Origin of the sequence: Isoalcanivorax indicus (assembly GCF_003259185.1) — a bacterium.
Lineage (GTDB): Bacteria > Pseudomonadota > Gammaproteobacteria > Pseudomonadales > Alcanivoracaceae > Isoalcanivorax > Isoalcanivorax indicus.
On the sequence record NZ_QGMP01000001.1, the window covers coordinates 1,292,604 to 1,316,984 of the forward strand.

The following is a 24,381-nucleotide window of genomic DNA, read 5'->3' on the forward strand; positions in this document are numbered from 1 at the left end:
TCTATACCTGCCTTATTCCGCCCAGGAGGGCAGACGTTTCTGTACAAAGGCCATGGTGCCTTCGGCGCCTTCTTCGCTGGCCACAGCCGCGGCGAAGTCATCCGCAGCGGCGTCCAGCACCTGTTCCAGTGGCTGCGCCAGGGTGTTGAGCACCAGTGTCTTGGTGGCACGGTTGGCCTGCGGTGCGCAGCGGCGGATCTGGGTCAGCACCTCGGCCAGCCGCGCGTCCAGGTCGGTGGCGGGCAGACTTTCGTGGACGATACCCAGCCGTTGTGCCTCGTCTCCCTTGAAACGGGCGCCGGTCAGCGCCAGCCGCCGTGCCTGGGTCAGGCCGATGCGCTGCACCACGAAGGGCGCGATCTGGGCGGGGATGACGCCCAGGCCGGTCTCCGGCAGCCCGAACTGGGCGTCATGGGCGGCCAGAGCCACGTCAGAGACGCAGGCGAGGCCGAAGCCGCCGCCCAGCACGGCGCCTTCCAGCACGGCCACGATGACCTGTGGTTGCCGGTTGGCGAGGGAGATCATCTCGCCAAAGCGGCGGTTCAGATCGCGGAAGGCGTTGGCGTCGCCCGAGGCGGCGCGGGCGCGGGCGCCGGCCATGTCCTTGATGTCGCCGCCAGCACAGAAGTGCCCGTCTGCGCCGCGCAAGATCACCGCACGGATAGCGGTGTCGTCGGCGATGGCCTCGAACACCGCCATCAGTTCGTTGACCATGGTCAGGCTCATGGCGTTGCGCGAGGCGGGCCGGTTCAGCGTGATGTGCAGGAACGGGCCCTCGTGGCGCAGCACCAGTGTTTCCGTTGTCGGCAGGGACATGATGTGCTCCTTATTTCTTTTTCTTGCCCGGCAGGATATCCATGGTCTTGCAGATGATGCCGAGCATGACTTCGTCGGCGCCGCCGCCGATGGAGGCCAGGCGACCATCACGCCAGGCGCGCGATGCCGGGTTGTCCCACATGAAGCCGTTGCCGCCCCAGTACTGGATGCAGGCGTCGGCGACTTCTCGCGACAGACGGCCAGCCTTGAGTTTGGCCATGGAGGCGAGCTGCAGCACATCCTTGCCATGGATGTATTCTTCGCAGGCGCGCCAGATCAGGCTGCGCAGCAGTTCCACTTCGGTTTTCAGTTCCGCCAGGCGGAAGTGCACGCTCTGATTGTCGATCAGCGGCATACCGAACACCTGCCGGTCTTTCGCGTAGTCGATGGTCAGCTGGATCAGCTTGTCGTAACCCTTCAGACCGGACACGGCGCCCCACAGACGTTCCTCCTGGAACTGGATCATCTGCATCATGAAGCCCATGCCTTCGGCGCCGATCAGGTTACGCTGCGGTACCCGTACATTGTCGAAGAACACCTGGGCGGTTTGTGATGAACGCATGCCGAGCTTGTTCAGGGGTTTGTCCACGGTGATACCGCCCGCATCTTTCGGCACCACGATCAGTGACTTGTTCATGTGCGGCTTGCCATCGGAGGTGTTGGCCAGCAGGCAGAAGAAGTCGGCGGTGGGCGAGTTGGTGATCCACATCTTGGTGCCGTTGATCACGTAGTCGTCGCCGTCTTTCACGGCGGTGGTCTTGATGGCGGCGACGTCGGAACCGGCGTGGGGTTCACTCACGGCGATGCTGGCCACCATGTCACCGGCAATGGCCGGGGCCAGATAATTGCGGCGCAGTTCGTCGGAACCGAACCGGGCCAGGGCCGGGGTGGCCATATCGGTTTGTACGCCGATAGACAGCGGCACACCGCCGCAATCGCACAGGCCCAGCTCTTCGGCCACGGCCAGGTTGTAGGAATAATCCAGGCCCAGGCCGCCATACTCTTCCGGCTTGCTGATGCCGAGCAGACCCAGATTGCCCATTTTCTTGAAGATTTCGTGGGTCGGGAAGGCGCCTGCGGCTTCCCATTCCTCTACATGCGGGTTCAATTCGTTTTCAACGAAGTTCCGCATGGTGCGGCGCATTTCTTCATGTTCCTGGGTGAATTGCATGTCAGTTCTCCGGGTCAGAGGCGGGCAACGCCAAAGGTATTGGGGTTGAGGGGGCGACGGGCCGCTTCGCGGCAGATATCGAACACCATGGCGGCCACCTTGCGTGTGTCGCGTGGGTCAATGATGCCGTCGTCCCACATGTGGGCTGTGCCGTACAGGGCGGTGGACTGGCTGTCCAGTTTCATTGCGGTGGTTTGCTGGAGCATCTCCAGCACTTTTTCATCGGGCTCCATGCCCATGCTGCGCTGCTTCTGTTCGGCCACGATGCGCAGCACCATGCCGGCCTGCTGGCCACCCATCACCGCCACTTTGCTGTTCGGCCAGGCGAAGATGAAGCGCGGGTCCAGGCCGCGACCGCACATGGCATAGTTGCCCGCGCCGTAGGAGCCGCCGATGACGATGCTGACTTTGGGCACGCGGGCATTGGCTACAGCCTGAATCATCTTGGAGCCGTGCTTGATGATGCCGCCCTGTTCCGGTTCGGTGCCGACCAGGAAGCCGGTGGTGTTGTGCAGGAACAGCAGCGGGCGGTTGCTCTGGTCGCACAACTGGATGAACTGGGCGGCCTTGGCGGCGCCCTGGTGGGTGATCGGTCCGTTGTTGCCGATCACGCCGACGGGATAGCCTTCCAGCATGATCCAGCCGCACACGGTGGCGCTGTCCCAGTCATTCTTGAAATCGAGAAAGTCCGAGTCGTCGGCAATCCGGGCAATGACTTCACGCACGTCGTAGGGCTTGCGCGCGTCATGGGGGACGACGCCCAGCAACTCTTCGGCGTCGTAGCGTGGCGGGTTGAAGGTTTTTTCCGCCACCGGGGGCAGTTGGTCCTGCCAGCCGATGCGGGCCATCAGCTCGCGCGCCAGACGAATGCCATCGGCATCGTTCTCGGCCAGGTATTCGGCGGTGCCGGCAACTCCCGTGTGCATTTCGGCGCCGCCGAGCTCTTCATCTGTCGCCACTTCTCCGGTGGCGGCCTTGAGCAGGGGCGGGCCAGCCAGGAACATCTTTGCCTGCTTGCGCACCATGATGCAGTAGTCGGACAGACCCGGCTGATAGGCGCCGCCGGCGGTGGCGTTGCCGTGCACCACGGTGATCTGCGGAATGCCCATGGCGGACAGACGCGCCTGGTTGGCAAAGGTGCGGGCGCCTTCAACAAAGATATCGGCGGCGTAATTCAGATTGGCGCCGCCGGATTCCGACAGGGCGATGATCGGCAGCTTGTTCTCGCGGGCGATCTCTTGCAGACGCAGGCTCTTGCGCAACCCTGCGGGGGTCACGGTGCCGCCCTTGATGGCGGAATTGCTGGCGCTGACCAGCACCCGGTTGCCACTGACGTAGCCGATACCGGCGATGCTGCCACCTCCGGCTTCGGTGCCGTCCTTGTCGTCGTGCATCATGTAACCGGCGAGACCGAGCAGGGCCAGAAACGGCGAGCCGGGATCGAGCACCCGTGCCACCCGTTCGTGGGGCAGCAACTTGCCTTTCTTTTCGAATTTTTCGCGCTGGGTTTCTGCCTTGTCGACCACTTTCTGCTCAATGGCGCGGAACTCCGCCACGGCCTTGAGCATGGTGTCGCGGTTGGCGGCGAATTCGTCGCCATGTACGTCCAGTTCAGTCTCAATCACTGGCATCGTCGTGCTCCTGGAACAGGGCCGGGGCAACGGCCCGGTGGAAACCGTCGAAGGGTTTGCTGTTGTTGTGATCCGGCAGGGGCGAAATGGCGATATTGCCCTGGCTGGCGGCACCGTCGACACGCACCGTGTCGCCGCTGATAAAGCCCGCCGCGTCGGACAGCAGGAAAACGATCGCGGCCGAAATTTCCGATTCCTCGCCCAGTCGCTTGAGCGGCACGGCGGATTTCAGGGTGCGGATCACCTGCTTGAACGCTTCGGGATAGGTGTCCATGCCGCTGGAGGCCACCCAGCCGGGTGCCACGGCATTCACGCGCACGCCGGCACGGCCCCATTCATAGGCCGCCGTCTTGGTGAAGTTATCCATGCCGGCCCGGGCGGCGCCGGAATGCCCCATGCCGGGCATACCGCCCCACATGTCAGCGATGATATTGACGATGCTGCCGCCGTGTTTTTCCATGCTCTGGTTGAACACTTCGCGGGCCATCAGGAAGCCGCCGGTGAGGTTGGTGCGGATGACCGTCTCCCAGCCTTTCTGGTTGATCATGTTCAGCGGCGAGGGGAACTGGCCGCCGGCATTGTTGACCAGACCGTGAACGGGGCCCATGGCGGCGATGATCGCGGCCACCGTTTCCTTGACCTTGTCTTCTTCGCGAATGTCGCAGGTAAACCACAGGGCGTCGCCGCCGTCTTCGATGATCTCGGCCTGCACGGCCTTGAGCTTGTCTTCCTTGCGGCCCACCAGCGCCACGCGGGCGCCGAGGCTGGCCAGCTCATGGGCGGTGCAACGACCGATGCCACTGCCGCCGCCGGTGACGATGACGTTGCGGCCCTTGAACAGATCGGGACGAAATACGGAACGGTAGGACATCAGTGATTCACCTCGTTGGCGATGTCGTCAGAAACGGGGACGGGAAAATCAAGCAATTGCTGGGCGAACGCCTTGCCCTGCGGGTCGATACGCAGGGACGCAATGCCGCCGCCGCCCAGCGCGTTTTTCAGCAGGAAGTTGAAGGCGTTGAAGCCGGGCAGGGCCCAGCGTTGCACGCTGCCGTGCTGCGGGTCCAGGGTATGGCGCAGGTAGTCGGCCACGGCCTCGGCGGTCAGGGCACTGTTGATCCAGGGCAGGTAGTCGGCCCGGCGGGCGATAACGCCGATATTGGCGTGATTGCCCTTGTCGCCACTGCGTGCCCAGGCCAGCTTGACCAGGGGCACGGTGGTGCTGGCCTGGGCTGCGGCGCCGTAATCAGGGTCGGCGGGCAGGGCGGTCGGGTCGAACGGCACACCGGCGGGCACAGAGACGGGCACCTGCTGGCCATCAATATCCACCTGGCAGGGCACCTTGCCCTTGTGCACCAGGGTGGAGAACAGGCGAATACGCGGGAACGGCTTGGGGCGACCGCCGACGATGCCGGTGAGGCCGGGGGCCATGCCGGTGGCGGCCTGGGCGATCTCGCGGCCAAAGATGCCCAGCGCCTTCTTGTCGTTATGCAGGGCGCCGATCTTGACCACGACTTCGCGGGTATCCTGGCGACGCCCCTGGGCGCCATAGGTGGCTTCAGTGCCCAGCAGTTCCACCGAGGTGTCGCGGAAATCCTCCATGCCCAGTTGCCGGAACAGGCCGCTGACCTTTTTCAGGATGGCATCGGCCACGGCCTGGCCTTTGCGGGCGGCATCGATGCCGCCAATCATGAAGCTGGCCGTGATGCGGTGGCCGTCGGGGAAGGTGGCCGAGACCTTGTACTGGTCCGTGGGTGCGCGGCCTCTGGCGCCGGTGACTTTGACCTGGTTGTCGCCCACCTGCTCCAGTTTTACACCGGTGAAATCGCAGACCACATCCGGCAGCAGATAAGCGCGTGGGTCACCGATCTCATAGACAATCTGCTCGCCCACGGTGGCGGGAGTGATCAGGCCACCTGTGTTATCCGGTTTGCACACCACAAAGCTGCCATTGGCGTGGCACTCGGCCACGGGGAAGCCCATGTTGTGGTAATCGGGTACCTGCTCCCAGTCAGTGAAATTACCGCCGGTGCACTGGGCACCGCATTCGATCACGTGCCCGGCCAGTGAGCCCTGGGCCAGCTTGTCATAGTCGTCCTCGGCCCAGCCAAATTCGTGCATCAGCGGGCCCAGCACCAGGGCGGAGTCGGCGATGCGGCCGGTCAGCACGATGTCGGCGCCGGCATCCAGGGCCGCCTTGATCGGCAGGGCGCCCAGATAGGCGTTCATGGTCAGGGTCATGGGCGGCAGGGGCTGGCCGGTTTCCATCTCTACCGCGTCGGCGATATCGCCGCGTCGCGCGTTGATGTCGTCGCCTTCCACCAGGGCGATCTTCAGATCCACCCCGGCCGCTTCGAATGCGGCCTGAAGGGCCTTGCGACACGCATGGGGGTTTACGCCGCCAGCGTTGCTGATCACCTTGATACCCTTGTCGCGGATATCCCTGGCCAGCGGTGCCATGACCTGCGTAACAAAGTCGTGGGCGTAGCCCATCTGCGGGTCTTTCATGCGAGCGCCTGCCATGATCGACAGGGTCACCTCGGCAAGGTAGTCGAACACCAGATAGTCAAGGCGGGTCTGGCGCACCAGCTGGAAAGCGGCGCTGTTGGTATCGCCCCAGAATCCGGCGGCACAACCGATACGAATGGGTCCCTTGCTCATGAATGCTCCTGATGCGGCGGGGGAATGCGGAGACGTTACCAAGCAAGCGCTTGGTTTGTAAAGGGGGCGGGCTTGCACTATGCTCAGGGCTGCCGATAATTGCGCGGCGTTCGCACACAACCGCGTTCGCAGACAGACGAGGGTGGCAATGGCACAGGCAGAAAAGGCCGCCACAGCGGCCGGTACCGTACACGGGATGGACGACTCTCCACGCGGCAAGTTGCTCAGCGCGGCGGCACGGCTGTTTCGCGACAAGGGCTTTGATCGCACCACAGTGCGCGACATCGCCCGCGAAGTCGGCATCCAGAGTGGCAGTATCTTTCATCATTTCCCCACCAAGGACGATATCCTGTTTGCCGTGATGGTGGAGGTGATCCGCTTCAATACGTCGCGCCTGCAGGCCGCCTGTGACGCGTACCCGGAGCCGCTGGCCCAGCTGGAGGCCCTGATCCGGGCCGAACTGCAATCCATCATTGGCGATACCAGCGAGGCCATGAGCGTGCTGGTGTACGAATGGCGCTGCCTGTCACCAGAGCGGCAGCAGGAGGTTCTGGCCATGCGTGCTGTCTATGAGCAGCTCTGGGTCGATTGTCTGGAAGCGCTGCGCCAGCGTGGCCTGCTGGAAGATGACCCCTTTGTGATTCGGCGTCTGATCACCGGTATGGCCAGCTGGACCAATACCTGGTTTGACGAGCACGGCAGCCTGAGCCTGGAGGCGCTGGCGCACATCATCGTGCGCCGGGTGATTGGTGAGCCGCGTGATACTCAGGGGGCGGCGTGATCGGCAATGTGACGGCCTGGGGGCAGCGCGGCTACACCATCCTTGAGGAAGGCGAGCTTGATCCGGCAAGCCACAGGCTGCGCATCACGCATTATCTGGTGGCCGACCCGCACGGGGAGACCGTGGACCAGCGTTTCCCCGGCATGAATGAAGCGCGCGCTTATATTGATTATCTGGAATTGCCTAACTGATTGATTAATGAGCGCTTTGCCGCTTTTTTGAACGAACGGTACGATCTCTTGAAAAAGCCGTTGACAGGCTGACGGATTTCCCTAGAATGGCGGCCTCTTTCGGGTGGTTAGCTCAGCTGGGAGAGCACCTGCCTTACAAGCAGGGGGTCGGCGGTTCGATCCCGTCACCACCCACCAGTTTCACCTCAGGCGCCTTAGTCTGAGTGAAAACACTCCGCCGCAAGGCGAAGTGAGCAAGAGAAGCAGCAAGAGAAAGAGTTGGAGCGGTAGTTCAGTTGGTTAGAATACCGGCCTGTCACGCCGGGGGTCGCGGGTTCGAGTCCCGTCCGCTCCGCCACTCTTTTCCCTGTTTCGATATCCCTGTTTCACAAAACATCCTGATAGCCTCCCCCCGATAGCTGCTGTTGCCGGCGAACTTCCGTTTCATCGTCCTGTCACATCGTCTGGTGCATAGTTCACGTGGTGCATGTTGCACTGACTATCTATAGCCACAGGAGAACGGTATGGACGAAGTGATTGACGAGCGCCTGGACGCGCGCTCATGGCAGGCTTCCTGGGAGGAAGTTCTGGACGACGGCGAGGGCGACCTGGCCGATGCGGATGACGGCTTCGAGCTGTAATCCGCTTTCTCCCGGCCCGCTCCTGCTTTTCCCGCCCCGCAAAACTGCATCACAACTCCCTGACGCCCCTTCTTTTCTTTATCTGCAATCCGGGTCACACTTCGGAAAAAACGCGCGTCTATAATCGCCGGCTTGCGCGATAAGAAAGGGATTCTGGCTATGAGCATGTCGTCCGTCACGTCCGAAGCGGTGTTGTTCTTCGATGATCGAGGTATCGTCAAGAGCATGCTTTACTCGGATTTCGAAGCCATTCTGGATGGAATGGTCGGGGTGCCGGAGTTTGCCGACAGTGAGATGCGCGGCGCCTTCTGCATGGTGGATGGCCGTCTGCAGGTCGTGGCCATGGTGTTGTTCCTGATTGATTTCGGTGAGGACGGCATGGCGGATACCACCTGGAATGTCCCGCTGCGCCATCTGGCCGAGCACGGTGGCCCGGGGCCGGACATGGGCGCGGGTCCGATCCGTCTGGCCTGCCGCAGCCAGTGCCCGGTGGCCTGGCACCAGGAGCAGCTTTGGGACCCGGCGATGAAGCCCGGCGCCAACGATTTCGTCCACGTTCGGGATACCCTGCGAGAGCGTGGCCGCAAGATGGGTCTGTATGTCGATGAGTCGGCACCGCCGCCTGCGCCCACGCCGCCGGTGGTGGGGGGGGCTGCGGCTGGTGGGCAGGCGATCCCGACCGTCAAGCCGGCCCAGGAAGCACGCCAGATGGAGCAGGAGCGTGTGCGCCTTGCCCGGACCATCAAGGAGTTGCGCCTGCGCATCCAGACGCTGGAGAACGGCCACAAGGAGGAGGTGGGCCAGTTGCGCTATGCGCAGCAGCAGAAAGAAGAGATTCTCAGCACCCAGCTGGAAAAGGTCCTGATGCAGTTCAAGACCCTGAAATCCCAGAACGAGGCACTGAAAGAGCAGAACGTCTCGCTCAAGGAGCAGGTCGGCTCCCTCCATCACAGCCTGGAAGAACAGGCGCGCAAGCAGGATTCCCAGGGCAGCGAAATCGAGATCCTGACCGAGCAGTATCGTATGGCGCTGGCCCAGCGGCTCGAGGAGGAACGTGCCCGTCTGACCGAGCAGATGCACGCCAAGGAACTGGATGTGCTGGATCGGGAGGAGAAGATTTCAGCCCTGGAGCAGGAGCTCCGTGAGGCCCGTCGCGAGCAGATCAAGATGGCCAACTCCGGTGCCCAGAAGCTGCTGGAAAAGCTTCAGGCGCTGGGTCTCAACTTCATCGCCTTTCACCCCGGCGCCGGACATGTGTCCATCAGTGCCCAGGAAATTTCCGACTACATGCAGAACCCGCTGGCGTTCGCGGCGCGCAAGTGCCTGGTCACCGAGGAGCATTACCGGGCCTGGTTACGCCACTATGAGAACCCGGTGTGTCAGGTTGGCGACGCAAATGGTCAGATTTGTGGGAAACGTGTCATTCGGGTGGACGTGCCCAACCAGTTCAAGCCGGGGATGTCTGACCGCAATGCCAACCGTTGTCCCAACTGCCGCTCCGACGTGGCCATCGAAAATGTGCTGAAGTTCAAATAATGACACGCTGGTCGTGCACGAGCATGAGGTGTCCGACACTTTGGCACACTAACTGCTACCTCTGTGTGGTTCAGGCCTTATGAGTGAGGAGAAGATGCGCATGGCACAGGGTCCGTCCATCGACAAGCGTTTGCTGCAAACCTTTGTGCCCGTCAACGCGCTCAGCGGAGATCCGCTGGATCGCCTTCTGGATCAACAGGAAGTGCGCCAGTACCAGGCCGGTGAGTTGCTGTTCGATATCGGTGATCGGGATAACACAACGGTCTACCTGCTCAGTGGTGATGTGGAACTGGAAGCGGCGGATGGCCAGGTCCAGCGGATCAGCGCTGGCGGCATGGCGTCCTGGCACCCGCTGGATCATGCCCAGCCGCGCCGCAGTCGTGCGCGGGCGCTCAATGCGGTGTCTGTGGTCCGCTTTGACAGCTTCCGCCTGGACACCCTGCTGGCGTGGGACCAGTCGGTCGGTTATGTGGTGCTGGATATCAACGCCAATGCGGCCTACGAGGGGGATCGCGAGTGGATGATCCGCTTGCTCAAGTCGCCGCTGTTCTATCAGGTGCCGCCGGGCAATATCTTCGAGATCTTCCGTCGTCTGCGGCCGCGCAAGCTGAAATCGGGTGAAGCGATCATTCGTCAGGGTGAGGAGGCCGATTGCTGCTTCATCATCAAGGAAGGCATGTGTGAGGTGTCGGTGCTGGCGGCCGGTGCCGCAGAGCCGACCCCGGTGGCCATGCTTGAGGCCGGCCAGTGGTTCGGTGAAGAGGCACTGTTGTCCGGAGCGCCGCGTAACGCCACCATCACCATGGCCACCGACGGTGTGGTCATGCGTCTGGATCGGGCTGATTTCGACGAACTGCTGCGTGAGCCGGTGGTCGAGAGCATCCATGGCGGCGAGGCGCTGGAGCGGGTGGCCGCCGGAGCGCGCTGGCTGGATGTGCGCACGCCTGACGAGTATGAGCAGGGTCATCTGCCCGGGGCGCTGAACATGCCGCTCAATGTCCTGCGGCTCAAGAGCCGGCTGCTCGATCCGTCGCGCACCTACGTGGTGTGCTGCGACACGGGTCGACGGAGTGCGTCGGCGGCCTTTCTGCTGAAGAATGCGGGCATTCGCGTGCAGCTTGTGGAAGGCGGCATCAATGCCTGGCCCGATACGCTGCATCTGGAGGCATGATCGAGGGTCACGCTGACCGGCGAGTCTGCACGACGTAACTGGCGCCACCGCCCGGTGGTGCCTTATCCTGTGGCCTGTTCTGGTCAGAGGCTGTACCTGTGCCCCGCGAGACATTTCGTAATATCGGCCTGGTTGCCCGTTCGGGCAGCGAGCAGGCGCTCTACTCCCTGCGCCAGCTGGTGCACTTTCTGCAGCAACGCGGTTGCAACGTGATTATCGAGAAGTCCCTCGATGACGAACTGGGTGATCTGGGTCTGCAGGCCGGCAGCCGCAAGCAGTTGGGGGAATCCTGTGATCTGGTGGTGGTGGTCGGCGGAGACGGCTGCCTGTTGGGCGCCGCCCGTACCTTTGCCGGCCATGACGTACCGGTGCTCGGCATCAACCGGGGGCGGCTCGGGTTTCTCACCGATGTCTTGCCCTCCGAGCTGGAGCACAGGGTAGGGCAGGTGCTTGATGGCGACTATCGCCTGGAGTCCCGCTTCCTGCTGGATATGGAACTGAATCGGGGCAAGCGTGTGGTGGGTCATGGCGCTGCGCTGAACGACGTGGTGCTGCTGTCCGGTGACAGTGTGCACATGATCGAGTTCGAGTTGCTCATCAATGGTGTGTTCGTCTATCACCAGCGCTCCGATGGCCTGATCATCAGTACGCCAACCGGCTCGACAGCCTACGCCCTGTCTGGCGGCGGGCCCATCATGCATCCGGCCATTGATGCCATAGCGCTGGTGCCCCTGAATCCTCATACCCTGACCAGCCGCCCACTGGTGGTGGATGGCAACAGCGAGATCAAGCTGCGTGTGACCAGCTTCCGCCAGGAGCCGCTGGTCAGCTGTGACGGGCAGGATGGTCTGCGCGTGCAGCATGACGACATCATTGCCATTCGCAAGAAGCCGCAGCGGCTGCAGTTGCTGCATCCGCCCGGGCACGATTTCTATGAGGCCTGTCGTTCCAAGCTGGGCTGGAGCAGCCGTCTTGGTGATGGTTGAGGCGCTTTCCATAAGGAACTTCCCATGAGTGCACAGAGTTTTGAAGAACTGGTCGATGGCATGAGCCAGGAAGTCTGGTACAGCATGCGCCGGGCAGTGGAAACCGGTCGCTGGCCGGATGGGCGCGTGCTGACCCGCGAGCAGCGGGAGTTGAGTCTGCAGGCCGTGCTGGCCTGGGAAATCCGTCATCAGGTGCCGGAACATGAGCGCACTGGCTATGTGGCGCCGGCGGCCTGCGACAGCCATGACCACGATGCCGAGCAGCCCGTGACGCTGCGCGAACCGACACCTCAGGGGAGTCATGATGATGCGTGATGGACAGGCGGCGACCATCCGCTTGCAGGATTATCAGGTGCCCGCTTTTCTGGTGGACGATGTGGCGCTGGATGTGGATCTGCGGGACAGCGGAACCCGGGTGAGTGCCAGCCTGCAGCTGCGCCGCAACCCGGCCAGCAAGACGGCCAGCGGAGACTGCGTGCTCAACGGTGTGGGGCTGACGCTGGTGTCCATCGTGGTGGACGGTGAGACGTTGCCCGCATCGCGTTACGAGCAGGGCGGTGAAACGCTGGTGATTCGCGACCTGCCGCAGGCCTGTCGCCTGGATACGGTGGTCACCATCGAGCCGCAGGAGAATACGGCGCTGGAGGGGTTGTACGTGTCAAAAGGCATGTTCTGCACCCAGTGCGAGGCGGAAGGCTTCCGCCGCATTACCTTCTTTCCTGATCGGCCGGATGTGCTCAGCCGCTTTGTGACCACGGTGCGTGCCGACAAGGCGCGGTATCCGGTGCTGCTGTCCAATGGCAATCCCGTGGCGCAGGGTGAAGAGGGCGCGCGGCACTGGGTGCGCTGGGAAGATCCGTTCCCGAAGCCCTGTTATCTGTTTGCGCTGGTGGCTGGCGACCTGGCCTGCCTGGAGGACAGTTATCGCACGGGCAGTGGTCGTGATGTCAGCCTGCGGATTTACGCGGAGCCGCGTGATCTGGACAAGCTCGACCATGCCATGGCATCGCTCAAGGCCTCCATGGCCTGGGACGAGAAGACCTATGGTCTGGAATACGACCTCGATATCTACATGATCGTTGCTGTCAGTCATTTCAATATGGGGGCCATGGAAAACAAGGGCCTGAACATCTTCAATACCGCCTGTGTGCTGGCGCATCCGCGCACCACCACCGACGCCGGGTTCCAGCGTGTGGAAGCGGTGGTGGCGCATGAGTATTTCCACAACTGGTCCGGCAACCGGGTGACCTGCCGTGACTGGTTCCAGCTGAGCCTGAAGGAAGGCTTCACGGTATTTCGTGACCAGAGTTTTTCTGCCGACATGAATTCTGCGGCGGTCAAACGGGTGGAAGACGTGGACATGCTGCGCACAGTGCAGTTTGCCGAAGATCGCGGCCCGATGGCGCACCCGGTGCGTCCGGCCGAATACCAGAAGATCGATAATTTCTACACCGTGACCATCTACGAGAAAGGCGCGGAGCTGGTGCGCATGCAATACAACCTGCTGGGCCCCGAGGCGTTCCGGCGTGGCAGCGACCTGTATTTCAGCCGCTTCGATGGTCAGGCGGTGACCACTGATGATTTTGTTGCCTGTATGGAAGAGGCCGGAGGCGTGGACCTGAGCCAGTTCCGGCGCTGGTACAGTCAGGCCGGCACGCCGCAACTGACGGCCCGCGATCACTGGGAAGATGGCCTCTACACCCTGACCCTGAGCCAGCAGACACCGCCTACACCGGGACAGCCGGACAAGGCGCCGCTGCTGGTGCCTGTCGCGCTGGCCCTGCTGGGGCCGGACGGGCAGCGTTTGCCGATCAATGAGGCTGGCGACACCGCTACGGTGCTGGCGTTGTCCGGGAGCGAGCAGCAGTGGCAGTTTGCGCTGCCGCAGAGGCCGGTGCCATCGCTGCTGCGCGGTTTCTCCGCCCCTGTGGAGCTGGATTACCCCTATACCCCGGAGCAGCTGCATTTTCTGCTGGCCCATGATGATGACGGCTATTGCCGCTGGGATGCGGCGCAGCGTCTGTATCACGGCGCGATTCGCCGCCTGATCAAGGCGCCGGGCCTGGCGGAACAGGAGGCCGCTGCACTGGCGCCTGTGCTGGGTGAGGTGCTGGCGCGGGCTGCCGATGATCCGGCGGAGGCTGCGCTATTGCTGGCGGTGCCAGGGGAGGTCGCCGTGGGGGACCAGTTGCCACAGATGGACGTTGAAGGCGTACACCGCGCGCGATCCGCGCTGGCCTCGGCGCTCGGGCGAGCCATGGCAGCGCGATGGTGGGAGCAGGTCGAGGCTTGCGCATTGCCGGGCCCTTATCGCCCCGAGGCGCGGGATATCGGCATCCGCAGCCTGCGTCACAGAGCGCTGGCCTTTCTGGCGGCCGCCGGGGATGCCCGGGTGGCAGATTTCCTGGTGAGGCTGTGCGATACGGCCGACAACATGACGGATGAGCTGGGTGCCCTGCGCCTGTTGTGCCATTTCCGCCTGCCGGGTGCGGAAGCCGCCCTGGCGGGGTTTGCCGCGCGCTGGCACGACGAGGATCTGGTGATGGACCAGTGGTTTGCGGCGCAGGCGAGTGTGCCGGGTGCCGACACGGTGCACCGTGTGGAGGCATTGCTGGCACACCCGGCTTTCGATTACCGCGTGCCGAACCGTGTGCGGGCCCTGCTGGGCACCTTTGCCGGGGCCAACCTGACAGCCTTCCACGCCGCGGACGGGCAGGGTTATCGGCTGTATACGCGCTGTCTGGCACAGCTGGACCAGGTGAATCCCCAGGTTGCAGCGCGCATGGGCAATGCCTGCGCGCGCCTGCCGCGCTTGCCGGCAGAACCGGCTGGTCAGCTTTCGCAGGCCTTGCAGGGCTTGCTGGCAGGGACGGTTTCAGCCAATCTTCGGGAGGTACTGGAGCGTATTCTGGCGGCGCGGCACTGAGCCGACAGGCGTAGCATCCCGGGTCGGGCAGGAGGCCGGACAAGCGACTCGGGTCGGGTTTCGATTAAAAAAACGCCGAAATGTCATCATAAGGTGTGGCCATCGAACCCTATTTGGTTTTGAATATACGAAAATAAACCTAGACACCCCCCTCGGGGCGTCTGGTACAAAGGGAGAGCGGTCCGACCGAACTCTGGCCGGATTGTCAAAATAACAAGGCTACATAAAGGCGTAGCGCTACACGCCTCGCAATCACGGAGTTGCGTAATGAAGAACAAGACCATGCTGAAGACACGTCTGGCGGTGTCCATCGCCAGTGCGTCGATATTTGGTGCCGTGGCAATTCCCGCCCAGGCAATTCAACTGCAGTTCGACAACCCGAACATTTCCGGACGTCTCGACACCACACTTTCGGCGGGGGCGCTGTGGCGGACACAGAGTCAGAACCGGGAACTGGCGGCGATCGAGGATCCGCTGCTGATGGCGCAGCGGGGTTACGCGACCCAGCTGAACAAGAACGACGGCAACAACAATTTCGATACCGGCCTGGCCTCTATGGTCGGGCGGATCACGTCCGAGCTGGCGCTGGATTTCGGTTCCAACTACGGCGTCTTTGTTCGTGGCACCTCGTTTTACGATGCGGTGATCATGGAGGGCGGGCATGATGGCGGAATAATCAATCCTGCAGCGCCCTCACCCCAGTTCGGGGTTAACCGCTACGCGGATTTCTCGCAGCACCCGAACAACGGCATGGGTGACCGCTTCAACCGTGCCACCAAGGACTGGGCCGGGCAGCGTAACCAGCTCCTTGACGCTTACGTCTGGGGCGAGTTCATGGTTGCAGATCGCCCGCTCACCGTGCGTGCTGGCCGTCAGGTGATCAACTGGGGTGAAGCGCTGTTCATGCAGAACGGTATCAACACCGCCAACTACATCGATCTGGCGGCACTGCGCCAGCCGGGTGCCGAGATTCGTGAAGCGTTGCTGCCGCTGACCTCCCTGTATTTTTCCTACGGTCTGACCATGAATCTGACGGCCGAGGCGTTCTATCAGTTTGACTGGAAGAATACCGAGGACGCTCCGGTCGGCAGTTTCTATTCCACCAATGATGCCTTCCCGGGTCGCGGGGCCAACAATGTGGTCGTGGACGGGCGCTTGCTGGCGGCTGCTTCCAACAACCCGGCTCTGGCTGATGCTGCAGCGGCTTATACGCTGGCCAATTACGGGCCGACGGGCATGAACGGTTATCAATATGAGCAGACGCAGCTTACGGTTAACCGTACCCGTGATGCGGATGCCAAGAACAGCGGACAGTTCGGCCTGGCATTCCGTTACTTTGCGGATCGTCTCAATGGCACCGAGTTCGGTTTTTACTACACGCGTACGCATGCGAAATTGCCGGTTGTCGGCTCTCGCTTTGGTGAACTGGATTCTGCTCGCTGTGACGCTGCTGCCGCAGTAGCAACCGGTGGAGCCTTCACGGATTGTGCCTCCTGGGGCGCGGTGAATCCGACGGGTGTTGTCGGCATGAACGTATTGCAGCAGATTGATTCCACCGAGTATTTCATGGAGTACGCTGAAGAGATCGACATGTTCGGTGTCAGCTTCAGTTCCAATATCGGTAATATGGCACTGTCCGGTGAAATCGCTCACCGCCCGAAACAGCCCATCGTTAACGAAGTGGGCGATAACCTGATCCAGGCGCTGGCGCAGAATGCCCAGGGCGTGGTGCTGGGCACCGCCACCGTGGGTGATCTGACGCCCCATTGCGTGCGCTCCAGCGTGGGGGGCGGCTGTCTTGACCGCAATCTGGCCATTGATCGTGACACCATCTATTACGCCTACGATGAAGCGAAGATGACCAATGCGTCGCTGGTCAGCATCTTCAATCTGGGGGCACATGCTGGTGCCAGCAATGTGGTGTTCCTGCTGGAACTGGGTGCGGAGCATGCGGGCGGTCTGGACAGCCGTAACGCAGATGGCGACCGTCTCTATTACAACTCCACTGCAGCGATTCAGCTGGGTGAAGCACAGCTGCGTTCTCCTGATGATGTTTATCGCACTTATCTGGATGAGTTCTCCTGGGGCTACCGTGCTGTGATGCGTGCCACCTACAGCGATATCTTCGCGGGTGTCTCTGCAGCCCCGTTCGTCAACTTTGCGCATGATGTCGAGGGCAACTCCGTACTGGGCGGCAACTTCATGGAGAACCGTAAAGCGGGGACCCTGGGTGTGAACTTTGCTTACCAGAACAATCTGGAGTTTGGTATCGCCGGTACGGCCTTCTGGGGTGCGGGTTACAGCAACAAGCTGCGTGACCGCAACAACGCCTCCTTATCCGTACGCTACTCATTCTGATAACAAAAGAATTCTGACGGAGAGTGACATGCTGAAGAAAATAACCCTGATTGGAAGTGCGCTGGCGCTGTCGCTGGCGGTCGCTTCCGGTGTGCAGGCGGGGGTCTCCGCACAGGAGGCTGCGCGCCTGGGCAATGACCTGACCCCGCTGGGTGGTCTCAAGCGCGGCAACGGCCGCGATGTGAACACGGCGGACGGTATCCCCGAGTGGACCGGCTTTGATCGCAGTATGATTCCGTCCAGCTATACGCAGCCTGGGCAGCATCATCCGGACCCGTTCCCGAATGACCGGGTATTGCTGACCATCGACAACCAGAACAAGGCGCAACACGCCAATCGTCTGCCGGAAGGCGTCAAGGCGATGATGGAAACCTACCCTGATACCTTCAAGATCAATGTCTATCGCAGTCGTCGTACTACCTCTGCGCCGGACTGGGTCTATGAAAACACCAAGCGTAACGCGCAGACTGCCTCACTGACGCCCACCGGTATCGAAGGTGCTTTCGGTGGTACGCCGTTCCCGATTCCCCATGGCTCCAATGAGGAGCGGGCGCGGCAGGTGATCTGGAACCACATCATGCGCTGGCGCGGTGTCTACATCGTGCGTCGTGCGTCTGAGGTGGCCGTACAGCGGAACGGTTCCTACTCGCTGGTGACTTCACAGCAGGAAGTGTATTTCCGCTATTACGACCAGAACCTGTCAGAGGAGAAGCTGGACAACATCATCTTCTACTATCTGTCCTTCACCCTGGCGCCGGCACGTCTGGCGGGTGGTGCGGTACTGGTGCATGAAACCCTTGACCAGCGCAAGTTGCCGCGTCAGGCCTGGGGTTACAATGCGGGGACCCGTCGCGTACAGCGTTCACCGAACCTGTCCTTCGATACGCCGATTGCGGCATCCGATGGCCTGCGTACTGCCGACGATACGGACATGTATAACGGCTCCCCGGAGCGTTACAACTGGCGTCTGCTGCATGACCAGCCGGTGGAAATGTACATTCCGTATAACAACTACCGCATTGATGATCCGAAGCTGAAGTACAGCGATCTGCTGATGCAGGGCCATATCAACCCGGAACATGCCCGCTGGGAACTGCACCGGGTCTGGGTAGTGGAAGCCACGCTGAAGCCGGGTGAGCGTCATATCTACGAGCGTCGCGTGTTCTACATCGATGAAGATTCCTGGCAGATCGGTGTGATCGACCAGTATGACCGTCGTGGCGACCTGTGGCGCGTGAGCATCGCCTATGTGAAGAACTACTACGAGGTGCCGACCCAGTGGACCGCGCTGGATACATTCCATGATCTGCGTGCCCGTCGTTACCATGTTCAGTTCCTGTCCAATGAGGAGCCGTCCAACCTGGACTTCACTCAGCCTGCACCAGGGGATCAGTATTTCCACCCTGCAGCGCTGCGGCGTCGTGGTCGGTAACATCTGATACACGATGATAACGGACACACTCTTGTAGTTTTTCATGCCGGGCACGCACACTGCGTGCCCGGCTTTTTCAGGATTGGATCAGTTCATGAGATATCTTGTTGCACTTGGCCTGATGGCCTTTTTTGGTGTGGCGCAGGCGGAGACGGTGTCGGCCGATGATCCGCTTCTGCGCGGGACTATTTATATTGATCTTGCTCGGGCAGGGGACCGTGTTGTGGCGGTCGGCGATCGCGGTCATATCATCTTCAGCGATGACGATGGGCGCACCTGGAGGCAGGGTGAAACACCCTCGGGCGTGCTGCTGACGGCAGTGTGCTTTGCCGATGCACAGCATGGCTGGGCGGTGGGCCACGATGCGGTGGTACTGGGTACCCGTGATGGCGGACAGACCTGGGCCCTGCAGTACAGCGACGAGCTGGGTGAGGCCGTTGAAGACGTCATCGATGATGAAGAGTATTACGACGATGACGACCTGTACGCCTACTATGATGACGATGATTTCTATGACGACGACGTGGGTGGCGGCGCAGTGGATACCTCCGGTGCCCCCCTTCTTGACGTCTGGTGTGACTCTGCGGATCGCGCGATAGCGGTCGGCGGCTACGGCTACATGGTGGAAACCACCGACGGGGGTGACACCTGGACGTTGCGGGCCGGTGATCTGCCGGACGACGAGGGCTGGCATCTTTATGCCATCGCCCAGCTGGACGGCGAGGCAGATACGCTGTTCATCGCTGGCGAGCGTGGCACTCTGTATCGATCGCGTGATCGTGGTCGTACCTGGCAGCGGCTGGAAAGCCCCTACCATGGCACTTTCTTTGGCATTACCAGTTCCGATACCCGCACCCTGCTGGTTCATGGCCTGCAGGGGAACGTCTGGCTCAGTCGGGATCGTGGTGACAGCTGGCGTCGTGTCGCCAGCGGTGTGCGCACGGGCGTCAACAGTGGCACCGTGCTTGCCGACGGCACCATTGTGCTGGTGGGCAACGCCGGTGCCATCATGACCAGTCGTGACCAGGGCAGCATGCTGTCACTGCGTTTCCTGCCGGGCCGGCAGACGATTTCCTCGGTGCTCGCCCGCAGAGAGGGTGGAGTGATCACAGCCGGCGCGGGCGGTGTGCGCGTGCTTGAAGACGTACGATAACGGCGGGGATCAGCATAATGACGGGTAATTTTTCATCCGCAATGGCCCGGGGGCTGTTTTCCATTCGTCCCCTGGTCCTGTTTGTATTCGCGGCGGTGACCGTGTTTCTGGGCATGCAAGCGCTGAACATCAAGGTGAATACCGATGTTCGCAAGATGGTGCCCATCAATCATCCTTACATCCAGAACTTCCTTGAGCATCGTAATGATGTCGAGCTGGGCAATGATGTCCGCGTGATCGTGGCGGATGTCAGCAACGAGGACATCTTCAACGAACAATACATGACGGCGCTGCGCGAGATTACCGACGAGGTATTCTCTCTGGATGGCGTGGACCCATCGCGCATCAGTTCCTTGTGGACACCGGATACGCGCTGGGCGGAAGTGACCGAGGACGGTTTCGAAGGGGGCGAGATCATCCCGCCGACCTATGACGGCTCCGAGGAAAGCCTTGAGCAATTGCGCACCAACGTGCTGCGTTCGCGTCACGTCGGTCGCCTGGTCGCTGATGATTTCCGTTCCAGCATTGTGCACGCCAGCCTGCTGGATGCGTTGGCAGCGGATTCGAACGTGGATATTCCGCAGTTGTCCGCCGCGCTGGACGATATTCGCGAGCGTTATCAGGCGGAGTATCCGGACATCCGTATCCATATCGTCGGCGCCGCCAAGATGGCCGGTGATGTGATGGCTGCGGCGGCCGAAGTAGCGATGTTCTTCTTCGTTACCATGGCCCTGACCGCGCTGCTGCTGTTGATCGACACACGCAGCCTGCGTGCCTCGGTGGTGGTGACCGCCTGCTCCTTCCTGGCCGTTATCTGGCAGCTGGGTATCGTGTCGTTGCTGGGCTTCACCATCGACCCGTACTCGATGCTGGTGCCATTCCTGGTTTTCGCGATTGCGGTGAGTCATGGCGTCCAGGTGGTCAATGCCTTGTCCAACTTTGCTGCTGACGGGCAGGACAAGCTGTCGTCAGCCATGTCCACCTTTGCCGCCCTGGCAGTGCCCGGCATTGTCGCGCTGGTCAGTGACGGTATCGGCTTCCTGACGCTGTATATCATCGAGATCGGCGTGATCCGTGAGCTGGCCATTGCTGCCAGTGTCGGTGTGGCGGTGATTATTCTCAGCAATCTGGTGATTGTGCCGATCCTGCTGTCCTACATCGGTGTGGGCGATCGTGCCATTACCAAGATCCAGGTCAAGCGCGACGGTGCCCATCCGCTGTCGAATTTCTTTACCCGCTTCACCCGCACGCGCTGGGCGGCTGCCTCCATCCTGCTGGCGGCTGTCGGTTATGCCGGCGGCATGTGGGTGGCGAAGGATATCCAGATCGGTGACCTGGACAAGGGTGCACCGGAACTGTGGCCTGATCCGTGTGAAACGCGTGATTGTCCCCGGGGCTATGTTCCTGAGCGCCGTTATCAGTACAACCACGATGTGAACATACTGGTCTCCAATTACAGTGTCAGCGCCGATGTGCTGGTGGTGATCGGCAAGACGCCGCTGGAGGGCTGTAACAGCTATGAGGCCATGCAGCAGATCGACGATCTGAGCTGGGAGCTGCATCAGTTGCCGGGCGTACAGGACGTGACGAGCATCGCCTCGACGGCGAAGATGATCAGCGCCAATACCAACGAGGGCAACCTGAAATGGGCGACGATCTCGCGTGATCAGTTTGCGCTCAATAACGCCATGATCTTCATGCCCGATTCGCTCTACAACCTGGATTGCAGCGTGACGCCGGTATACGTGTTCCTGGATGACCACCGTGCCGAGACACTGGACCGGGTGACGGATCGGGTGGCGCGGTATGCCGAGCAGCACAATGATCCTGACGTGATCGAGTTCAAGCTGGCTTCCGGCAATGCCGGTGTTGAAGCGGCCACCAACCAGACCATCGCGGAGAGTCAGTACCGCATGCTGGCGCTGGTTTACCTGGTGGTTTCGATACTCTGTCTGATTGCCTTCCGGTCGATTCGGGCCGTGCTGTGTATCATTATCCCGCTGGGGCTGACGTCGATCCTGTGCCAGGCACTGATGACCTGGATGGGTATCGGTGTGAAGGTGGCGACGTTGCCGGTGATCGCACTGGGTGTGGGCATCGGGGTCGACTACGGTATCTATATCTATAACCGTCTGTCGCTCTACCTCAAGCAGGGCCTGTCACTTGAGGAGGCGTACGCCGAAACCCTCAAGACCACGGGCAAGGCGGTTGCCTTTACCGGCCTGGCACTGGCGGTGGGTGTCATCTTCTGGGTGTTCTCGTCCATCAAGTTCCAGGCGGATATGGGCATCCTGCTGACCTTCATGTTCCTCTGGAACATGATCGGGGCCCTCTGGCTGTTGCCAGCGCTGGCGCGCTTCCTGCTCAAGCCTGAGGACAGGAACGTGGGCAAGGCAGGCTGACACCTGTGTGACCAACGAGTCGCGCCCGTCAGGGCGCGGCGACGTGGATATCAGAAAGCCGACCCTTCCGGGTCGGCTTTTTTTATTCGTTGACATCGCCCGATGTCATCCAGCGTCCCGCATGTATCTGCATCTGTAGCGCATGTAACGAATTGAATCCCGCCTTCTTTCCGGTGCGGCGCAGGAAACCGCATTTTCACCGACTTGTTCGCCGCATCTTCCTGAAAAACACCGCTTTTTCGCACAAACAAAAGACAACAAAACGTCACTCTTCGCTGTGGTTCGGCGCATCACTTTGCTTTTGAATTGGCGGTGTGAGGTCCCTTGTTGCGGCAAAGAGTCAAGGTAAAGAATCACAAAAGCCGAAGCAGGCAGGGCCGATAACAACAAGCGTAAAACGCTACAACGTTGACGGAGGCTTGCATCATGGCATGTCCGGTTTTCAAACCAACTCGGCTGGCTGCCGCTGTGGCATTGCTGTCATTTGGCCTGGCCCCAATACAGTCCGCGCAGGGGTTCGAGTTTGATTTTCAGAATCCTGACTGGAGTGGCAGCCTGAATACCACGCTGTCGGTGGGTGCCCTCTGGCGGACGCAAAGCGGCAATCGCGAGTTGTTGGCCAACGAGGAAGTGCTGCTGATGGCCGAGCGCGGTTACAGCACCCAGCTGAACAAGAACGACGCCAACAACAACTTTGACACGGGGCTGGCGTCGCTGGTGGGCAAGATCACGCCCGAGCTTTCGCTCAGTTATCGTGATTACGGTGTCTTCGTGCGGGGCACCAGTTTCTACGATACGGTCATCATGGACCGTGGTCACGATGGCGGCACGCTGATCGCTTCTGCGCCCTTCGAGGTCAATGGTATCAACCGTTATGCCATTCAGTCGGACTATGCCAATAACGGCGCAGGCAGTCGCTTCACGCGTGAGGCGCGTTCTGATGCGGGTCGCCGGACCCGGTTGCTTGATGCTTATGCGTTCGGCAACTTCGATCTGTTTGACCGCCCATTGCAGATTCGTGCAGGCCGCCAGGTCATCAACTGGGGCGAGGCACTGTTTATTCAGAACGGCATCAATACGGCGAACTACATTGAGCTGGCCACACTTCGGCTGCCTGGTGCCGAGATCAAGGAGGCCCTGTTGCCGCTGGCCTCGGTATTCGCCTCATACGGTGTGACCCTGAACCTGACCGCCGAAGCTTTCTATCAGTTCGAGTGGAAAAACACGGAAGATGCGCCGGTGGGCACATTCTTCTCCACGCATGATGCGTTCCCGGGCCGCGGCGCCAACAATGTTGTGGTCGATGGTCGTCTGGTGGGTCGAGTGGTGGAAGAACAGCTCGCAGAGCTGGTGCCGCTGCCGTTACCTGGCGTTTTGCCGACGGGTTCGGACATCGCGGATGGCTTTGCCAACTATACCAATGCGACCTACGGCCCCTCCGGACCCGTCTACCAGTACGAGCAGACCCAGGTGACGGTCAATCGCGGTGCGGATCAGCAGGCCAGTGACGATGGCCAGTTCGGCCTGGCGTTTCGCTATTTCGCTGACCAGCTGGGGGGGACGGAGTTCGGTTTCTACTACACCCGTACCCATACCAAATTGCCGGTGGTCGGTGCGCGCTTCAATCGCATCAATCAGGACGGCAATCTCGCCAACACGCTGCTTAACCCGCAGGGCGCTGCACGGGATGTCGCCGAAACCATCGACAACACCGAATACGCCATGGTCTATCTGGACGACATCGACATGTTCGGTATCAGCTTCAGTTCCAATATTGGCACCATGGCGTTGTCCGGTGAGCTGGCCTATCGGCCCAAACAGCCGATCATCAATGAGGTTGGTGATAACCTGATCCAGAATCTGGCGGTGGTCGCCGCTCAGGCCGGTTTGCAGGGAACGACGCCGGTGGTGGGCGATCTGACCAATCACTGTGTGCGCGAGAGCATCGGCGGCAGCTGCCTGGATGCCGGCACGGAAGTCGTGGAAGGGCAGTTCTACTATGCCTACGACGAAGTGGAGACATTTAATGCCTCGCTGGTGAACATCTTCAACTTCGGGCCGCGCCTTGGCACGGATGACCTGCTGATGCTGGTGGAGTTGGGTGCCGAGTATATCAGCGGCCTGGACAACCGGGCAGCGGATGGCAGCCCTCTGCACTACAACTCGACGGCGGCCATCTCGTTGGCCGAGTCGCAGATCCGGACGCCCGATGATCCCTTCAAGACCTACCTGGATGACTTTTCCTGGGGCTATCGTGCCGCTGTGCGGGCCACCTATAACGACATTTTTGCCGGTGTGACCATGCAGCCAGTGCTGTTCTTTGCCCATGACGTCCAGGGGAACTCGCCACTTGGTGGAAATTTCATGGAGAATCGCCGCGCCGGTACCGTGGCACTGAACTTTATCTACCGGTCCAACTTCGAAGTAGGACTATCCGGCACGGCCTTCTGGGGCGCCGGTTACAGCAACAAATTGCGTGATCGCAATAACGCCTCCCTGACGGCCAAGTACTCATTCTGAGCGTCAGGGTAACAAGAAACGGAGAG

At 61.1% G+C, this 24,381-nt stretch carries 17 protein-coding genes and 2 tRNA genes; 14 read left to right on the forward strand and 5 right to left on the reverse strand.

Annotation, left to right across the window (positions count from 1 at the left end; genetic code table 11):
* Positions 1-12: 12 nt before the first annotated feature.
* The 5 genes from DKW65_RS05980 to DKW65_RS06000 are packed head-to-tail and all read right to left on the reverse strand — an operon-like array spanning position 13 to position 6,279.
* Positions 13-816, reverse strand: a complete 804-nt coding sequence (locus tag DKW65_RS05980; protein ID WP_211315753.1) for an enoyl-CoA hydratase/isomerase family protein — start codon at positions 814-816, stop codon at positions 13-15.
* Positions 817-826: 10 nt separating this feature from the next.
* The gene (locus DKW65_RS05985) at positions 827-1,987 is read right to left on the reverse strand and encodes an acyl-CoA dehydrogenase family protein (protein ID WP_111656400.1); all 1,161 of its coding nucleotides are present in this window, start codon (positions 1,985-1,987) and stop codon (positions 827-829) included.
* A gap of 14 nt (positions 1,988-2,001) precedes the next feature.
* The gene (locus tag DKW65_RS05990; protein ID WP_111656401.1) at positions 2,002-3,618 is read right to left on the reverse strand and encodes an acyl-CoA carboxylase subunit beta; all 1,617 of its coding nucleotides are present in this window, start codon (positions 3,616-3,618) and stop codon (positions 2,002-2,004) included.
* On the reverse strand, positions 3,605-4,489 hold the full coding sequence (locus DKW65_RS05995; protein ID WP_111656402.1) for an SDR family oxidoreductase: 885 nt from the start codon (positions 4,487-4,489) through the stop codon (positions 3,605-3,607). The genes DKW65_RS05990 and DKW65_RS05995 overlap by 14 nt, the downstream gene beginning before the upstream one ends.
* Positions 4,489-6,279, reverse strand: a complete 1,791-nt coding sequence (locus tag DKW65_RS06000; protein ID WP_111656403.1) for an acyclic terpene utilization AtuA family protein — start codon at positions 6,277-6,279, stop codon at positions 4,489-4,491. Before DKW65_RS06000 ends, DKW65_RS05995 begins: the two co-directional genes overlap by 1 nt.
* Positions 6,280-6,427: 148 nt before the next feature.
* On the opposite strand from DKW65_RS06000, the gene DKW65_RS06005 reads away from it, so the two are divergent.
* The 14 genes from DKW65_RS06005 (at position 6,428) to DKW65_RS06070 (ending at position 24,355) form a co-directional block, all read left to right on the forward strand.
* Complete coding sequence (locus DKW65_RS06005; protein WP_111656404.1) at positions 6,428-7,060, forward strand: TetR/AcrR family transcriptional regulator; 633 nt, start codon at positions 6,428-6,430, stop codon at positions 7,058-7,060.
* Positions 7,057-7,251, forward strand: coding sequence for a hypothetical protein (locus tag DKW65_RS06010; RefSeq protein WP_111656405.1), 195 nt, complete (start codon positions 7,057-7,059; stop codon positions 7,249-7,251). The genes DKW65_RS06005 and DKW65_RS06010 overlap by 4 nt, the downstream gene beginning before the upstream one ends.
* A gap of 101 nt (positions 7,252-7,352) precedes the next feature.
* Positions 7,353-7,428: transfer RNA gene (locus DKW65_RS06015), tRNA-Val, on the forward strand.
* Positions 7,429-7,511: 83 nt separating this feature from the next.
* A tRNA-Asp gene (locus tag DKW65_RS06020) sits at positions 7,512-7,588 on the forward strand.
* Positions 7,589-8,030: 442 nt separating this feature from the next.
* Complete coding sequence (locus tag DKW65_RS06025) at positions 8,031-9,407, forward strand: hypothetical protein (RefSeq protein ID WP_111656406.1); 1,377 nt, start codon at positions 8,031-8,033, stop codon at positions 9,405-9,407.
* 100 nt (positions 9,408-9,507) lie between these two features.
* A complete protein-coding gene (locus tag DKW65_RS06030) occupies positions 9,508-10,578 on the forward strand; it encodes a cyclic nucleotide-binding domain-containing protein (protein WP_111657541.1) in 1,071 nt (356 codons plus the stop codon).
* Between the two features lie 98 nt (positions 10,579-10,676).
* Positions 10,677-11,564, forward strand: coding sequence for an NAD(+) kinase (locus DKW65_RS06035; RefSeq protein ID WP_111656407.1), 888 nt, complete (start codon positions 10,677-10,679; stop codon positions 11,562-11,564).
* 24 nt (positions 11,565-11,588) lie between these two features.
* Positions 11,589-11,879 carry a YeaC family protein gene (locus DKW65_RS06040; RefSeq protein WP_111656408.1) on the forward strand — a complete coding sequence of 97 codons (291 nt, stop codon included), beginning with the start codon at positions 11,589-11,591 and terminating at the stop codon, positions 11,877-11,879.
* Complete coding sequence (gene pepN, locus DKW65_RS06045; RefSeq protein ID WP_111657542.1) at positions 11,872-14,490, forward strand: aminopeptidase N; 2,619 nt, start codon at positions 11,872-11,874, stop codon at positions 14,488-14,490. The genes DKW65_RS06040 and pepN overlap by 8 nt, the downstream gene beginning before the upstream one ends.
* A 267-nt stretch (positions 14,491-14,757) precedes the next feature.
* Positions 14,758-16,848 carry a DUF1302 domain-containing protein gene (locus DKW65_RS06050; RefSeq protein WP_111656409.1) on the forward strand — a complete coding sequence of 697 codons (2,091 nt, stop codon included), beginning with the start codon at positions 14,758-14,760 and terminating at the stop codon, positions 16,846-16,848.
* Positions 16,849-16,876: 28 nt separating this feature from the next.
* On the forward strand, positions 16,877-18,280 hold the full coding sequence (locus tag DKW65_RS06055; protein WP_111656410.1) for a DUF1329 domain-containing protein: 1,404 nt from the start codon (positions 16,877-16,879) through the stop codon (positions 18,278-18,280).
* A 94-nt stretch (positions 18,281-18,374) separates the two neighbouring features.
* On the forward strand, positions 18,375-19,433 hold the full coding sequence (locus DKW65_RS06060; RefSeq protein ID WP_111656411.1) for a WD40/YVTN/BNR-like repeat-containing protein: 1,059 nt from the start codon (positions 18,375-18,377) through the stop codon (positions 19,431-19,433).
* A gap of 17 nt (positions 19,434-19,450) precedes the next feature.
* Positions 19,451-21,835 carry an efflux RND transporter permease subunit gene (locus DKW65_RS06065; RefSeq protein ID WP_111656412.1) on the forward strand — a complete coding sequence of 795 codons (2,385 nt, stop codon included), beginning with the start codon at positions 19,451-19,453 and terminating at the stop codon, positions 21,833-21,835.
* A gap of 426 nt (positions 21,836-22,261) precedes the next feature.
* Entirely contained in the window at positions 22,262-24,355 is a 2,094-nt protein-coding gene (locus DKW65_RS06070; RefSeq protein ID WP_111656413.1) for a DUF1302 domain-containing protein, read from the forward strand.
* Positions 24,356-24,381: the final 26 nt, after the last annotated feature.

Coding starts and splice junctions, on each gene's coding strand:
- DKW65_RS06060 (WP_111656411.1), top strand. CDS start 18,375: ATGAGATATCTTGTTGCACTTGGCCTGATGGCCTTTTTTGGTGTGGCG.
- DKW65_RS06040 (WP_111656408.1), top strand. CDS start 11,589: ATGAGTGCACAGAGTTTTGAAGAACTGGTCGATGGCATGAGCCAGGAA.
- DKW65_RS06055 (WP_111656410.1), top strand. CDS start 16,877: ATGCTGAAGAAAATAACCCTGATTGGAAGTGCGCTGGCGCTGTCGCTG.
- pepN (WP_111657542.1), top strand. CDS start 11,872: ATGCGTGATGGACAGGCGGCGACCATCCGCTTGCAGGATTATCAGGTG.
- DKW65_RS06030 (WP_111657541.1), top strand. CDS start 9,508: ATGGCACAGGGTCCGTCCATCGACAAGCGTTTGCTGCAAACCTTTGTG.
- DKW65_RS06065 (WP_111656412.1), top strand. CDS start 19,451: ATGACGGGTAATTTTTCATCCGCAATGGCCCGGGGGCTGTTTTCCATT.
- DKW65_RS06050 (WP_111656409.1), top strand. CDS start 14,758: ATGAAGAACAAGACCATGCTGAAGACACGTCTGGCGGTGTCCATCGCC.
- DKW65_RS06025 (WP_111656406.1), top strand. CDS start 8,031: ATGAGCATGTCGTCCGTCACGTCCGAAGCGGTGTTGTTCTTCGATGAT.
- DKW65_RS05985 (WP_111656400.1), bottom strand. CDS start 1,987: ATGCAATTCACCCAGGAACATGAAGAAATGCGCCGCACCATGCGGAAC.
- DKW65_RS05995 (WP_111656402.1), bottom strand. CDS start 4,489: ATGTCCTACCGTTCCGTATTTCGTCCCGATCTGTTCAAGGGCCGCAAC.
- DKW65_RS05990 (WP_111656401.1), bottom strand. CDS start 3,618: ATGCCAGTGATTGAGACTGAACTGGACGTACATGGCGACGAATTCGCC.
- DKW65_RS05980 (WP_211315753.1), bottom strand. CDS start 816: ATGTCCCTGCCGACAACGGAAACACTGGTGCTGCGCCACGAGGGCCCG.
- DKW65_RS06005 (WP_111656404.1), top strand. CDS start 6,428: ATGGCACAGGCAGAAAAGGCCGCCACAGCGGCCGGTACCGTACACGGG.
- DKW65_RS06000 (WP_111656403.1), bottom strand. CDS start 6,279: ATGAGCAAGGGACCCATTCGTATCGGTTGTGCCGCCGGATTCTGGGGC.
- DKW65_RS06070 (WP_111656413.1), top strand. CDS start 22,262: ATGGCATGTCCGGTTTTCAAACCAACTCGGCTGGCTGCCGCTGTGGCA.